General features: G+C 73.4%; 11 protein-coding genes. 7 read left to right on the top strand and 4 right to left on the bottom strand.

The genetic code is table 11. The features are described 5' to 3' along the window. Positions 1-76: 76 nt before the first annotated feature. On the bottom strand, positions 77-2,293 hold the full coding sequence (locus ACWPWW_RS05960; RefSeq protein WP_454049417.1) for a hypothetical protein: 2,217 nt from the start codon (positions 2,291-2,293) through the stop codon (positions 77-79). 258 nt (positions 2,294-2,551) lie between these two features. On the opposite strand from ACWPWW_RS05960, the gene ACWPWW_RS05955 reads away from it, so the two are divergent. Next, the gene (locus ACWPWW_RS05955; protein WP_454049416.1) at positions 2,552-3,715 is read left to right on the top strand and encodes an acyltransferase family protein; all 1,164 of its coding nucleotides are present in this window, start codon (positions 2,552-2,554) and stop codon (positions 3,713-3,715) included. Between the two features lie 4 nt (positions 3,716-3,719). Here ACWPWW_RS05955 and rfbA read toward each other — a convergent pair whose 3' ends face one another. Further along, the gene (gene rfbA / locus ACWPWW_RS05950) at positions 3,720-4,598 is read right to left on the bottom strand and encodes a glucose-1-phosphate thymidylyltransferase RfbA (RefSeq protein ID WP_454049415.1); all 879 of its coding nucleotides are present in this window, start codon (positions 4,596-4,598) and stop codon (positions 3,720-3,722) included. Positions 4,599-4,807: 209 nt separating this feature from the next. On the opposite strand from rfbA, the gene ACWPWW_RS05945 reads away from it, so the two are divergent. Further along, the gene (locus tag ACWPWW_RS05945) at positions 4,808-6,967 is read left to right on the top strand and encodes a hypothetical protein (RefSeq protein ID WP_454049414.1); all 2,160 of its coding nucleotides are present in this window, start codon (positions 4,808-4,810) and stop codon (positions 6,965-6,967) included. A gap of 71 nt (positions 6,968-7,038) precedes the next feature. Then, positions 7,039-7,995 carry a glycosyltransferase family 2 protein gene (locus ACWPWW_RS05940; RefSeq protein ID WP_454049413.1) on the top strand — a complete coding sequence of 319 codons (957 nt, stop codon included), beginning with the start codon at positions 7,039-7,041 and terminating at the stop codon, positions 7,993-7,995. Here the strand turns inward: ACWPWW_RS05940 and ACWPWW_RS05935 are convergent. Then, on the bottom strand, positions 7,958-8,893 hold the full coding sequence (locus ACWPWW_RS05935) for a lysylphosphatidylglycerol synthase domain-containing protein (RefSeq protein ID WP_454049412.1): 936 nt from the start codon (positions 8,891-8,893) through the stop codon (positions 7,958-7,960). The genes ACWPWW_RS05940 and ACWPWW_RS05935 overlap by 38 nt on opposite strands. A 74-nt stretch (positions 8,894-8,967) precedes the next feature. Between ACWPWW_RS05935 and ACWPWW_RS05930 the strand changes: the two genes are divergently transcribed. The 3 genes from ACWPWW_RS05930 (at position 8,968) to ACWPWW_RS05920 (ending at position 13,036) form a co-directional block, all read left to right on the top strand. Then, a complete protein-coding gene (locus ACWPWW_RS05930) occupies positions 8,968-9,708 on the top strand; it encodes a class I SAM-dependent methyltransferase (protein ID WP_454049411.1) in 741 nt (246 codons plus the stop codon). A 66-nt stretch (positions 9,709-9,774) separates the two neighbouring features. After that, positions 9,775-10,977: a mannose-6-phosphate isomerase, class I gene (gene manA / locus ACWPWW_RS05925; RefSeq protein ID WP_454049410.1), complete on the top strand. Its 1,203-nt coding sequence runs from the start codon at positions 9,775-9,777 to the stop codon at positions 10,975-10,977. Between the two features lie 10 nt (positions 10,978-10,987). Next, the gene (locus tag ACWPWW_RS05920; RefSeq protein ID WP_454049409.1) at positions 10,988-13,036 is read left to right on the top strand and encodes a hypothetical protein; all 2,049 of its coding nucleotides are present in this window, start codon (positions 10,988-10,990) and stop codon (positions 13,034-13,036) included. A 16-nt stretch (positions 13,037-13,052) separates the two neighbouring features. Here the strand turns inward: ACWPWW_RS05920 and ACWPWW_RS05915 are convergent, their stop codons facing one another. Then, complete coding sequence (locus ACWPWW_RS05915; protein ID WP_454049408.1) at positions 13,053-13,802, bottom strand: TIGR03089 family protein; 750 nt, start codon at positions 13,800-13,802, stop codon at positions 13,053-13,055. 253 nt (positions 13,803-14,055) lie between these two features. Here ACWPWW_RS05915 and ACWPWW_RS05910 point away from each other — a divergent pair, with 253 nt between their 5' ends. Further along, complete coding sequence (locus tag ACWPWW_RS05910; protein ID WP_454050407.1) at positions 14,056-14,319, top strand: WhiB family transcriptional regulator; 264 nt, start codon at positions 14,056-14,058, stop codon at positions 14,317-14,319. Positions 14,320-14,342 lie beyond the last annotated feature (23 nt).

Below are 14,342 nucleotides of genomic sequence, written 5' to 3'. Positions count from 1 at the left end.
CCCGTCGGAAATGCCGCGTCGCTCTCCAGTGGTCGCGCGGCGAGTGGAGTCTAGCGTGGGGGGCGTGCCGGGAAGGTCAGTCCGAGGTGCGCAGCGACATCGATCCGAGCCAGTAGGCCAGCGAGCGGGGGTCCTCCTGGCCGAGGTCCTGCGGCGACAAGGGCGCCGGCGTCTCCAAGGTCAGGTGCACGCGGCCTCGCCCTGCTTCGACGAGCTCGGACGAGATCGGGACCCGGAGCTCGTCGGCGGCGAAGGCCGCGCTGTACACGTGCCGCGCCAGAACGGTGTCGTCGGCGATGACCCGGAGCTCGCGGGTCTCGGAGGGGTCGGCGAACCGCGCGCCGGTCAACGTCAGCTGGAGATCGCTACCCCGCAGGGCGTCCGCGACGTCGAACACGATCGAGGTGGACCTCCCGGAGGACCAGACGCCTGAGCCCTCGAGCTCGCCCCAGCGGCCGTACAGGAACCGCCGGCCGGCCGGGTCGTCCGCGGAGAGCACGACGTCCTCCTCCCCGAGCGAGAGGTCGACGTCGGACAGCACGTACCCGTTGCCGAGATCGGTCTCGCCCGTGCTGGGCCACGCGTCCGCGGTCTCCTCCGTGAGCAGGAACGTGCTCCCTCGCGGCACGCTGCTCCTCGCGTACGTCGGTCCTGCCACGACGACCTCGTCCGCCGGGACGAGCAGCGGAACCAGGGAGTTCTGGTAGATGTCGTCCAGCGCGACGTTCAGGGTCGGTATCGCCAGTCGCTCGTCGTCCGCGAGATCGTAGGCGGCCCGCGGCACCACGACCGGAACCGCCGCGGCTGCTGCCACGCCGAGCGCGGCGCTGCCCGTCCCCAGCAGGGCCAGGAACGTCGTCGAGCGGCCGCGCGCGCCCGAGGGCACCGTCTCGGCGAGCCGTGCGAGCACGAAGGGCATCACGAGGGCGACGGCAACCGCCAGCCACTTGTGGGTCGCGTAGCTGGTGATCCCGTTGACCGCGACGATGAGGGCGCCGTTGGCAAGGGTCGCCGCGGCAAGGGCGCCGGTCGCGGGGAGACCGGGCTTGCGGCGCTTCGCTGCGAGGTAGGCGAAGCCAGCAGCCAGAAGGACGACCGCCCACTCCACCGCCGCCTGCCCGAGCGGAGGGGCAGAACGTAGGTCGACCTGCATCCCGATCAACGAGAACGGGCTGGCCAGGGGGATCTCGTACCCGAGCTCGCCGGTCGTCTGGTTCCGGAGTGAGCTGACGTACCAGCCCAGGACGGGGGCGCTCAGCGCGAGGCCGACCGCCGCCGCACCTGCGGTGGTCCGCGCCGCCGCACGCCACGGCTGCCGCCCGACGACCAGCCACCCGAGCAGCGCCGCGGTCCCGATCGAGGTGCCCAGGACGAGCGTCGGATTGCTGCCCACGGCCGCTGTCCCGAGGAGGCCGGCCAGGCACACGTGCCAGACGAGATGTCCCCGTCCCCCACGCGAGGTCGCCACGAGCGCGGCCAGGAGAACGGCTACCAGGGCGACCGCGACGGTCTGACCGATCTGGGCGTCGAAGAGGCGTGACATCGGCACGATCGACATCGAAGGGACCGCGACGGCCAGGGTCGTGACGAGAGGCGGTGTCTTCAGCGTGCGGGCGACCAGGGGCAGCAGCGTGGCGATCAGGATGAAGAACGACACCCCGACGACAGTGGCGAGCAGACCGGCGGCGGGGGTCCTCGTCGCCGCTGCGAGGGCGACCAGCATGCCGGTCACCATGGGTTTCTCGTACTCCGCGCGATGCACCTGGAAGGCGCCGTACGCGTCCGGGTGGGTCGTGAGAAACGGAGTCGCACCATGACCCGAGCTCGTAACCCAGACCTCGGCCGACGCCGCGTAGTTGGGGAAGTCGTTCGCGAGCGCCGTCCAGTACGTCGAGCCGTGCACCAGCAACGGGGCGAGCACGATGATCGACAGCCCGAGGGCGATCCCGTCCCAGCGCGTGGGCGCCAGCTCGTGGAGCAGGCGGGCGGTGCCGGTCGTGCCTCGTGCCCGGCGGACGACGTCGAGCAGGACGAGGGCGACGAGGGCAGCCAGCGCGCACGCCGCCAGCGGCAGCACGGGGAGCAGCGCGTCGCCGAGCAGCACGTAGCAGAGCGTGACCACCACTCCGGTGGCCGCGAGACCCAGCCCGAGCGTGACACCGAGCCCGCGGACCGGGCGTGCGACAGCACCGAGAGCCAGGCGCAGGGGTGCGCCGATGACGAGGAGGTACACGACCGCGACGCCCGTCGTCGCCAGCAGCTCGATGACACCGATCAAGGAGTCGGTCTTCATGGGTCTCCCGTCCGGGTCGCCTGGGGTCGTCCGTGCAGGTCAGGCCGAGCGGGCCCGTGCGGCCGACATCGAGGGCGATGTGCGGGGACAGTGTGTCGAGGGTAGCCGGGGTGCCGCACTCGGTCTCACCGACCCGGGCACGGCGTGTCCCGGGACCGTCGTCAGCGGCTTGTATGCTTCAGCCGCCTACGAGCGATTTGTCCTGGTGGGCGTCAGCTGCCTTCGCTGTGCGGGGGCCTCACGTCCGGGGGGACGACGTTGGTACTCGCGGAGCCTCCTGCACGGTCGGGGTACTTCTCGCTCGTCAACCAGCTGCGCGGCGCCGCGGCTCTGCTCGTGGTGTGGGACCACCTCGTCGGGCAGTGGCTCGCCCAGCGCGGCTTGCAGTGGGCGCCTTCCGACCTGGCCGAGCGGCTCGTCCTCGGCCCGCTCAACCTCATCCAGCACGCCGGGTTCCTCGGCGTGGCGCTCTTCTTCCTCATCAGCGGGTTCGTGGTCACGCGCGCTGCGGCGAGGGAGACGGCTCGGACCTTCGTCCTGCGCCGGCTGACGCGTGTCTACCCGCCGCTGATGGCTGCGGTGCTCCTCGCCGTCGCCGTCGCGTGGATCCAGCACGTGCTCGGTCTCGGCTCCGCCGCCTGGGAGAGCGTCACCCCGACCGCGGTGCTCCAGGCGATGACGCTGGTGACCTACGTGTCGGTCCCTCAGATCGTTCTCGTGGGCGTGGCGTGGACCTTGGTGATCGAGCTCGTGTTCTACCTGCTCCTGTGGGCTGCGGGCCCGGTGCTGAGGAGCAGCCTCCCTGACGGCTGGGCCACTCTGGGCATCCTCGCCGTCGTCGCCGTCGTCTCCCTGCTGGGCAGGTCGCTGGGAGACCAGTTCTTCCTGCTCAGCGTGTCGGTGTCGTACGTGCCGATCCTCGTTCTCGGGCACGTGATCTACCTGGTGACGCAGCGGCGCACGCCGGTGTGGGCCGCCGGGCTCCTGGCGTTGTGCACGTGGGTGGTCTTCGTGTGGGGAGTGGAGCGGACGCAGCCGGGGTTCCTCACCCCCGAGAACTCCTACGGTTCGAGCCTGAGCGTCGCGCTCGTGCTCTTCTTCGTCGCCGTCCTGTGCGAGGGCCGCATCCGCCCCGCCCGCTGGCTCGAGGTGGTCGCGGCGCGCAGCTACACGCTCTACCTCGTCCACGGCATCGTCGGCCTGCTGGTCCTCGATCTGGTGACGCGCGAGGGGATCGCCTACCGGTGGGCGCTGCTCGCAGCGCTGCTGGTGGTCGCTCTCGTGACCGAGGCGCTCTACCGTGCCGTCGAACGCCCCTCGATCGCGCTGGGTCGGCGCCTCACGCGCACCCGACGCGACGACGGGCCTGTGCCACCGCCGCCGGCACAGGTGGAGGAGCCGGAGACCGCTTCCGCCCGCTGAGGGGTCAGAGGGCGCGACCGTCCTCGTCCAGCAGCCCGAGCAGGTACGTCCCGTACCCCGACTTCACCAGCTTCTCCGCCCGCAGCCGCAGCTCGTCGTCGCTGAGGAACCCGCGCCGCCAGGCGACTTCCTCCGGCGCCCCGACCTTGAGACCCTGCCGGTGCTCGATGGTCCGCACGAAGTCGGAGGCCTCGACCAGCGAGTCGAACGTGCCGGTGTCGAGCCACGCGGTGCCGCGGGGGAGGACCTCGACCTGCAGGCGGCCCTGCTCGAGGTAGTGGCGGTTCACGTCGGTGATCTCGTACTCGCCGCGGGCCGAGGGCTTCAGGTCCTTGGCGATCGCCACGACGTCGTTGTCGTAGAAGTACAGGCCCGGGACCGCGTAGGAGGACTTGGGCTGCGCGGGCTTCTCCTCGAGGGAGAGCGCGCGGCCGTTCTCGTCGAACTCGACCACGCCGTACGCGGTGGCGTCGGCGACCCGGTAGGCGAAGACAGCCGCGCCGTCGATCTGCTCGAACCGGGTGAGCTGGTTGCCCAGGCCGGCGCCGTAGAAGATGTTGTCGCCCAGCACCAGCGCCGCGGAGTCGTCCCCGACGAAGTCCGCACCGAGCACGAACGCCTGCGCGAGCCCGTTCGGCTCCGCCTGGACGGTGTAGCTGATCGAGATCCCGAACTGCGAGCCGTCGCCCAGCAGCCGCTGGAACTGCTCCGCGTCGTGGGGCGTCGTGATGATCAGCACGTCCCGGATGCCGGCCAGCATGAGGGTCGACAGCGGGTAGTAGATCATCGGCTTGTCGTACACCGGGACCAGCTGCTTGCTCACGCCGAGGGTGATGGGGTGCAGTCGGGTACCGGAGCCCCCTGCCAGGATGATGCCGCGCATGGTCAGACATTGTGACCTATCACGGAGGTCTCCCGTGCCGATCCGGGCAGCGCATCCTCGACCGACCTCTCCTCCGGCTTCGCACCGGCGGCCGGCAGCCCTGGGGCAGGTGCTCGGCGCGCCTCGCGGTACCGCCGTTAGAGTGGCGGGAATCCTCCTCGCGCCGACCGTGCGGCGGAGCCCTACCCGCAACTCTAGGAGTGGCCCGCGTGCGAGCCGTGGCAGTGGCAACGATCGTGCTCGTCGGGCTCATGGTCCTGTCCGGGTTCCCCTTCGCCCTCCTGCTGCGCCGTGTCCGGGACGGCTGGGTGGCCGCCGCGGTCGACGCCGCGATGTTCGGGCTCGTGGTCCTGCCGCTGTCGGTGACGCTCTGGACGTGGTGGGGAACCGCCGGGGTCGTCGTCCCGACGCTCGGCTGGCTGGCGGCGGCTGTGGTCGTGGCACGACGGGGTCGGGCCGGGTTGCCGGCCCGGCCTCGTCGGCCGGCCGTCGGCTCTGCGGTCCGCGGCACCCTGTGGTGCGTGGTCCTGGCGGGGGCGGCGCTGCTCCGGCTGCGCGAGGTCGAGTTCATCCCCTGGGTCGGGGACATGGGCGGGTACGTCAACTGGGCCAACGAGCTGGTGCGCACGGGCACGCTGGACGCGTCCTGGCCACCGCTCTACTCGTCCTACCTGGCGATCAGCACGGCGTTGTTCGGCACGGCGCACACGACCGCGGGTATGACGGCGGTCGGCCTGGTGCTCGTGCTGGCCCTGGCGCGGCTGGCGCACCAGCTGGGCGTGAACTCCTGGGTGGTGCTGGCCGTCGGCGTCGTGGTCGCCGTCCACACGCACGCCGTCTGGTACGGCACCTTCCCGGCGAGCGAGTCCCTCGCGGCCCCGTTCCTGGTCGTCTGGCTGGTCACGGTGCACCGCGCGCTGTCGGGTCCCGGCCGCGCGGCGCACGTCGTGGCCGGCGGCGTGGTCGTCCTCGCGCTGTGCCTGCTGCGGGCCAACGGGCCGCTGCTCCTGGTACCCGTCCTGGTCGTGCTCGCCGCCGTGCTCGCCGTCCGGCCCTGGCGGCAGTACGCGCGCACCTGGGCGTGGGTCACCGCTGCGTTCGTCTCCGCTGCCGGCACCGGGTACTGGTACGGCATCACCGTGATCAGCGGTTACTACGTCGAGACCCAGTTCCCGCTCTTCCTGTCGCCGGAGGTCATGGGTCGCCTGCGGGGTCTGGGCGTGTTCGACCCGACGCTGGCGAACGCGGGGGTGCTCGCGGCCCTGACGACCGTCGGCTGCGGGGTCGTGGTCGCTCTCGGCACCTGGGTGACCGGTCGGGACGCCCGCCGCCCCACGCGCGGGGGGCACGTCGGGGAGACGGTCGTGCTCGCCGCCGCCGCGGTGAGCCTGGTGGCCCTGCTCGTGGTCCTGGCAGGTCAGGACGGAGACGTGTGGCGGATCGCCGGACGTGTCGGGCTCTGGCTGTTCGCCGCCGGCGCGCTGGGTGTCGTCGCCGCGCGCTGGTTCCCGGACCGGGCTGCCCGCCCCCTGGCGCTCCTCGCCGTCACGACGATCCTGCTGTACCTGGTGTTCCAGGACGGCCGGCTCGGCCCTGTGCGGGAGCACGCGTTCTACCTGTACTGGGACCGGTACCTGTTCAGCGAGGTCCTCCCGTGCCTTGTCCTGCTCGGGGCGATCGCGTTGCACCAGGGGTTGACCGTGCTCGACGCGGGCTTGCGCACGGCCCGGGTCGCGGACCGCGGCCGCGCCGTCGTGGCCGCGCCGGTGGCCGCAGCAGCGGCGCTCGGCGTGGTGGCGTGGGCGGCGCCCGAGGTGCGGCGTGCGAATCACGACACCTTCATGCGGGGCGCCTACGACCTCGCCGCGGAGCTCGCGGACGTGGCTCTCGACGAGGACGCCCCGGTGCTCTGGTCGTCGGCCGGCGGCGTCGGGGTGGCCGACTACTTCTTCCCGAACAGCTGGATGGCGCTGGCCAAGCCTCTGGTCTTCACGTGGGACGTCGACGTCGCCAACCTGAAGCGCCCCCAGGACTTCTCGCCGGACCAGCAGGTCTCCGAGGCCCAGATGCGGCTCGCGGCCACCTGCGCGGACAGCGACAGCGTCACCGTCCTGGAGGTCACGCTCGGGGCGCCGGCCCTCGACGAGCGGCTGGCCGACTCCGACCTGGAGCTCGCCCACCTGCGCACCGTGCGCGGTGGCTGGCGCATCCTCTCGCAGTTCGAGGAGCCGACCGACTGGCGCACGATCGAGTTCAACGTCGAGGCGTGGCGAGTGGGGGTGCCGGAGCACCTGCGCGTGAGCCCGGCCATCTGCGACCCGGAACGCTGGCGGGAGGGCGCGGGAACGGTACGCACGCAGGTGCAGTGACGGTCGAGCGGTTCGATCCTCTGGGATAGGTTCGATCCTCGTCCGCGCCCCCCTCCAGCGTCAGGATGCACATGAAGGTCTTCGTCCAGATCCCCTGCCTCAACGAGGAGGAGACGCTGCCCGCCGTGCTGGCGTCGATCCCGCGGCGGATCGACGGCGTCGACGAGCTCGAGATCCTCGTGATCGACGACGGCTCGACCGACCGCACGGTCGAGGTGGCGCGGGAGCACGGGGTGCGGCACATCGTCCGGCACTCCCGGAACCGCGGCCTCGCCCGCTCGTTCCGGGACGGCGTCGACTACGCGCTCGCGCACGGCGCGGACATCGTGGTGAACACGGACGGCGACAACCAGTACCCGCAGGACCGCATCCCCGACCTGGTCCGCCCGGTGATCGAGGGTCGGGCGGACATCGTCATCGCCGACCGGCAGACCGCGACGATCGCGCACTTCTCGCCGTTCAAGCGGCTGATGCAGCGGGTCGGCAGCCGGGTCGTGAACTTCGCCGCCGACACGCACCTGCCCGACGCCGCCAGCGGGTTCCGCGCCTACTCGCGCGCGTCGCTGATGCGGCTGAACGTGGTCACGGAGTTCTCCTACTGCATGGAGACGATCATCCAGGCGGGGCACAAGCGGCTGCGGATCGCGTCGATCCCGGTGACGACCAACGCGAAGACCCGCGAGTCGCGCCTGTTCCGCAACATCTTCCACCACATGGGGAAGTCCGGGTCGGCGATCGTCCGCAGCTACCTCATGTACAAGCCGTACGTGCTGTTCGCCTGGTTCGCCGTGGTGTTCGGGCTGCTGGCGCTGGTGCCGTCGGTGCGGTTCCTGGTGCTCTACCTGGGACCGAGCGACGACGACGGGAACGTGCAGTCGCTGATCTTCGCCGCGATCATGGCGATGGCCGCGCTGCTGTCGGTCGCGCTCGGCATCCTGTCGGACCTGCTGCGCACCAACCGGACGCTCCTCGAGGAGCAGCTGGAGCGGATCAAGCAGATCCAGTACCCGCTCGATCCGCGGAGCTGACCGCGCGCCGGGCGAGCGCCGCGGCGACGCCGGCCGCCGCCGCGTCGGCGACGACCATCAGCACCCGGCTGACCAGGGCCACGAGCAGCGCGTCGGAGTCGGCGATCACCGGGGAGAGCGCCAGCACCAGGGCGGCCTCGCGCGGGCCGGTGCCGGCAGGGGCGATGACGACCAGGAAGCCGACGACCCACGCGAGCGCGAAGGCGCCGGTGGCCAGCACCACGGCGCGGCCGGGGGAGCCGGGGTCGAGGTCGCGGACCAGCACGGCGGCGTGCAGCCCGAACAGCAGCCACATCACCAGCGCCCAGCCCGCGGACCGCGCAAGGCCGGGCCCGGCGACACGCACCGTCTCGTCGCCCCGGCGGAGCACCCGCAGGCCGATCGCGACGAGCCGGTTGAACACAGGCGGCAGCAGGCCGATCACGCCGAGCGGCACCACGGCGATCGCCCACCAGTAGGTCGACAGGGACCCGGGCGACGCCGCGGCGAGGCCGACGACGGCGACCGTGCCGCCGACGACGAGCAGCACGGCGAGCGCGCCGAGGGCGACGACGGCGCTGCGCGAGCGGCTCAGCCGGTGGCTCTTGCCGAGCTCGGCCTGCGCGACGACCGCCCAGACGCTCCCGGGCACGTACTTGCCGAGCTGGCCGTGGTAGTAGATGCGGGCCGAGGCCGAGAGCGGCGGCGCGTCCCCGGTCGCGGCCAGCAGGCTGCGCCAGGACAGCATCTGGGCGACGAGCCCGGCGCACGCCAGCACCAGCGACGCGACGACGGTCCACGCGTCGAGCCGCGCCAGGGCCTCGCCGAGCTCCTCCCGGCGCGTGAGGACGGACCACACGAGCAGCGCGATCGCCACGGCGAAGAACGCCACTCCCAGAACCGCTCGCCTCGACCGCACCGCACGAGGATAGGTGCCCGGCCGCATCACCTAGGCTGTCCGGAACCCCGCAGCGACCACCAAGGAGGACCGGCGTGCCCGGAACCGGAGAGATCGCACGGTCGGCCTACGTGTCGGCGTCCCGCGCGGTGCGAGGGGCGGCGCAGCGCACCGGCCTGTACGAGCGCCTCGACCGCCGGCACCAGGAGGCGCCGCGCAGCGTCGCCGGGCACCTGCGGACGCTGTTCGCGATCCACGACGTCGAGGACCTCGTCGCGCTGGACCAGCCGTGGTGGACCTACGGCGCCATCGACGCCGTCGAGCAGCACCTGGCGGCGCTCGACGGCAGGGCCCGCGTCTTCGAGTACGGGTCCGGCGCGAGCTCGGTGTGGCTGGGCCGCCGTGCCGCCGAGGTGCACAGCGTCGAGCACCACGCCGACTTCGCCGAGGTGATGCGCCGGGTGCTGGCCGAGGCGGGCCTCGAGTCCGTGGTGACCCTGCACGAGGTGGGCCCGACGCCGAGCGCCGACCCCGTGGTGCCCTCCGGTCGCCGCGGCGAGGAGGGCCGGGACTACGCGGCGTACGTCGCGAGCATCGACGACGTGCCCGGCGAGTTCGACCTGGTGGTGGTGGACGGCCGCGCGCGCGTGGCGTGCATGCAGGCGGCGGCGCGCCGGCTCGCCCCCGGCGGGATCATCCTGTTCGACGACACGCAGCGGCCGCGGTACAAGGCGGGTCTCGCGGCGAGCGGCATGGACGTCCAGCACGTGCGCGGCTGGGTGCCCTCGCTGCCGTACCCCCGCGACACGTCGGTCCTGCGGATCACCCGGGGCTGAAACCCCGGGGCCGGGCGGGGCGCCCGGGTAGCATCTGTCGCCACCACACGACCGACGAGGGATGACGTGTACCGCCTGACGAACACCATGCAGGACTACGCCTGGGGGTCGCCCACCGCGATCCCGACGCTCCTCGGCACCCCGGTGACGGGTGCGCCGGTCGCGGAGGCGTGGTTCGGTGCCCACGCCAGTGCACCGTCGCACTGCGTCGCGGGGGACGGCACGACGGGTGCCGCGATGACCGAGGTCATCGCCGCCGACGCCGCGGGCGTGCTCGGCGAGGACGTCGAGGCCCGGTTCGGCGCGGTGCTGCCGTACCTGCTCAAGGTGATCGCGGCGGAGACCCCGCTCTCGCTGCAGGTGCACCCGCACATCGCCCGGGCCCGCGAGGGGTTCGCGGAGGAGGAGGCGGCGGGCGTCCCGGTCGACGCCCCGCACCGCAACTACCGCGACCGCAACCACAAGCCCGAGCTGGTCTACGCGCTGACCCGGTTCGAGGCGCTGTGCGGGTTCCGGGCGCCGCGGCGCGCCGCGGAGCTGCTCGAGGGGCTCGACGCGCCGCTCGCCAAGGAGCTCCGGTCGATGCTCTCGGCCCAGCCGTCGGCGGCGGGCATCGAGGCGGTCTTCACCCGGCTGCTGCGTCCGGAGACCCGACCGTCCGCCGAGGAGGTCGGCGTGCTGGCCGAGGCGTGCGCGGCGCGCCTCGAGGAGGGATCGCCCTCACCGCGTGCCGACCGCACGGTCGTGCAGCTCCAGCAGGCGTACCCGGGTGATCCCGGCGTGGTGACGTCGCTGCTGCTCAACCCCGTCACGCTGCAGGCCGGCGAGGCGCTGTTCGTCCCGGCGGGCGGCGTGCACGCCTACCTCAAGGGCCTCGGCGTCGAGATCATGGCGAGCTCGGACAACGTGCTGCGCGCGGGCCTGACGCCGAAGCACGTCGACGTCGACGAGCTGCTCCGGAACGTGGACTACGTGGCCGCCCCGCCGATCCGGATCGCACCGGAGAAGTTCCACGGCGCGACGCGGATCTACTACGCGCCGGTGGACGACTTCGAGCTGTCGGTGACGAGCGTCGCCGACAGCCAGGTCCACCCGCTGCCCGGGCGCGGTCCGCGGATCCTGCTCTGCCTCGAGGGGCGGATGACGGTGCTGTCCCGCCATGACGGCGAGGTCCTGCTCACCCGGGGCCAGGCGGCGTTCGCCCCGGCGTCCGACGGGCAGCTGTCCGTCCGGGGCCGCGGGACGCTGGTGCAGGCCGACGTCCCCTGACACCCCGCGCGTGCGACGACGCGCGGTCGCGCTGCTGCTCAGCCTCCCCGACCGGCTCCCGGTCCTCCTGCTCGCGCTCGGGCTGACCTCCCTCGTCGCGGTGCTGCTCGGCCAGCTCCGGCCGCTGGTGGTCCTGCCGGTGACCGTGGCCCTCGCGGCGGCCACGTGGCGGCTCGTCCCGTCGCCCCCGCCGGCGACCCGCGGCCAGGTCGGCGCCGTGCTGGCGCTGGCGGCGCTGTGCGGCGGCTGGGTGGTGGCCGGGTGGCGCACGGCTGCCGAGTACGTGGTGGTCAACCGGGACCCGGGCTTCCTCACGCTGCAGGCGCTCTGGCTCACGGACCACCCGGCGGCGCCGATCCCGGTCGGGTCGGCGGCCGGTGCCGCGGTGGCGGGCGCGAGCGCCGGGACGGAGGCGTTCTGGCTGCAGGACGGCGCGCTGCACGCGCAGGGCAACAAGCTGCTGCCGTCGCTGCTCGCAGTGCTGGGCTGGGCCGGGGGCGAGCGCGCCGTGCTCGCGGGCGGCGTCGTCGTCGGTGCCGTCGGGCTCGTGGCGGTGTTCGCCGTCGCGCGGCGGTTCGCCGGGCCGTTGTGGGCGCTCGTGCCGACCGCGGCGCTGGCGCTGAGCCTGCCGTACCTCGTGTTCACCCGCGCCGCGTACACGGAACCGCTCACCGTGGCCTTCCTGTGCGGGGGTCTGGCGCTCGCCCACGGCACGTGGTCGGCGCCCGGTCGCGGGGGAGCCGCCCGGTGGGCGCTGGTCGGCGCGATGACGGGCGCCGTGGCGGCGGCGCGGATCGACGGGGGAGTCGTCGTCGCGGGGCTCGCCGTCGGCTGCGCGCTGGTCGGGGCGGCACCGCTGGGCGCGCACGACCGGCGCGCCGCGGTGCGCGGGGCGCTGGCCGCGCTCGGCGCCGGTGTCGCGGTCGCGGTGCTCGGGATCACCGACGTGGTCCGCCTGAGCCCCGACTACGTGCGGGTGCACGAGCAGCAGCTGGTCCTGCTCGGCGTGGCGACGGGGCTCCTGGTGCTGGTGGCGGTGGCGGTGCTCGTCGTCCCCGGCGGGGTGCTGCGCCGGGTCCGGCTCACGGTGCACGACCGCCGGCAGGTCCTCGGCCGGGTGGCAGCAGCGGTGGTCCTCGTCCTCGGCGTCCTCCTCGCGTCCCGCCCGCTCTGGTGGCAGGGCCGGTTCACCGACGCGGCGACGGGCTACGGCTACGCCGTCACCGTGCTCCAGGAGGCGGCCGGGCAGCCCCTCGACCCGAGCCGGTCCTACGACGAGCAGTCGCTGGCCTGGGCCGCCTGGTACCTCGGCGTCCCGGCGGTGGTGCTGGGGTTCGCCGGGCTGGCCGTCATCGCCCGCCGCGCCGTCGGCCGGCGAGATCCCCCGGCGACGCTGTTCGTCGCGGTGGTCGGGGTCGCGGCGCTGTTCCCGCTGCTGCTGGTCAACATCACCCCCGACCAGGTCTGGGCGGTCCGCCGGCTGCTGCCGGCGACGTTCCCGGGGCTGCTGGTCGCGGGCGCCTGCGCGCTCGCCGCGCTCACCGCGCTCACGGGGACCCCCGCGTCCCCGTGGCGCACCGCTCGTCGTGCCGTCGCGGCGCTCCTGGCGCTCGCGGTCGTCTCCTTCCCGCTGACCACGTGGCGGCCCGGTGCGTCGGTCGTCGAGCTGTCCGGCCGCGCCACCCAGGCGCACGCGGTCTGCGACGTCCTGGACGACCTCGGGGTCGAGCGCGTGGTGTGGACGCACTCCGCGCCGTTCCGGTACCTGGCGACGTTGCGGGTGGTCTGCGACGTCGAGGTGGTGGAGTTCGAGGACCCCCCGTCCGCCACGGACCTCGCGGCGGTGCGGCGGGCCTGGGGCGACGAGCCGGTGGCGGCGCTCAGCTTCGACGCGACCGACTACCGGTGGACGGCGGTGCCCACCGCGTCGGCGGGCGGCACGGTGTCGACCACGCTGGGCCGGACGCTGACGGGCGCGCCGACGTCCGTCGACGCGACCTGGAGCGAGGTCTGGGTGGGCCTGGTCGAGCCCGACGGGCTGGTCACGCCCGCGGGCTGAGCCCCGCCGCCGACGCTCAGAGCGTCGCGGTGACCCGCTCCGAGGAGGCGATGCGCTCGGCCCGGTCCGGCGCGTCGCCTGCGTCGGGCCGCAGCAGCACGACCGAGCCGCCGCCCGCGAGCAGCCCGAGGACGGTCAGCAGCAGGGCCGGTGCGGCCGACCGCTCGTCGGCGACCGTCACCAGCGTCCGCGACCCGGCCGGCACCGGCGCGGCCTCGAGCGCCGACGCGACCAGGCCCGCGTGCGGCACCGGCGTCGTCCCGAGGTCCAGGGCGTCGCGAGCGGGCTCGACGGCCGGCACCCAGCCGATCACGTCGCCGTACGTCATCACGGACTGCGCCGCGTCGAGCGCGCCGCCCGGCAGCACGCCGTCGAACTGCCGCGCCAGCGCCGGCAGCGCGACGGCGACGACGCCGGCACCCCGGGGGAGGTCGACGTCGGCGGGGCGGTCGGTGACGACGACGTCCGCGCCGGCGGCCTCGCCCACCGCGACGGTCGCCCCCACGCGCCACGCCGCCAGGGCCCACAGCACGGTGCGCCAGTGCGGCGGGAGGTCGAGCAGCACGCGCGTCCCGGGCCCGGCGTCCAGCTCCTCCACGAGCAGGTTGGTGGTCTTGCTCACCCAGTTGTCGAGGACCGCACCGGAGAGCTCGATCCGCTCGCCGTCCGGCCCGTACCAGGTCAGCCGAGGACGCCCCGGCTCGCTGAGCAGGGAGGACAGGACGTCCGCGACGGAGGCGGCGGGGCGGGGGGAGGCGGGGGTCACGCCAGCAGCCTAGGTGCCCGTGCCCATCGGCAATCGGACATATCGCCCGGCAAGCGCTTCAATAGCACTGTTCCGCTTGACTACGCGGAACGACACGCGTGTAATTCCCTCAGCGGACGGCTCATCGCCGGCCCGGCACGACCGATCAGGTGACCGGTAGCGACGCACGACGGGGGAGGCACACATGTGGAGTCTGCTCGACGACGAGGGACCCTTCCCGACGGAGGCGAACAGCCCCCAGCGTGACACGGGGATGGCCAGCGTGCTGCCCATGTTCGGCACGCCCGAGGACGACGGCATCATGGGCTGGCAGGAGCGCGCGCTGTGCGCCCAGACCGACCCGGAGGCCTTCTTCCCGGAGAAGGGCGGCTCGACCCGCGAGGCCAAGAAGGTCTGCACCGGCTGCGAGGTCCGGGCCGAGTGCCTGGAGTACGCGCTGGCCAACGACGAGCGCTTCGGCATCTGGGGCGGTCTGTCGGAGCGAGAGCGCCGCAAGCTCAAGCGGCGTGTGGTCTGAGTCGTGCGCCCGCCGGGGCGCAT

It is taken from the genome of Cellulomonas sp. Marseille-Q8402, from assembly GCF_965119525.1.
The sequence above is the reverse complement of the archived record's forward strand: the minus strand, read 5'-3'. Positions and strand labels throughout refer to the sequence as shown.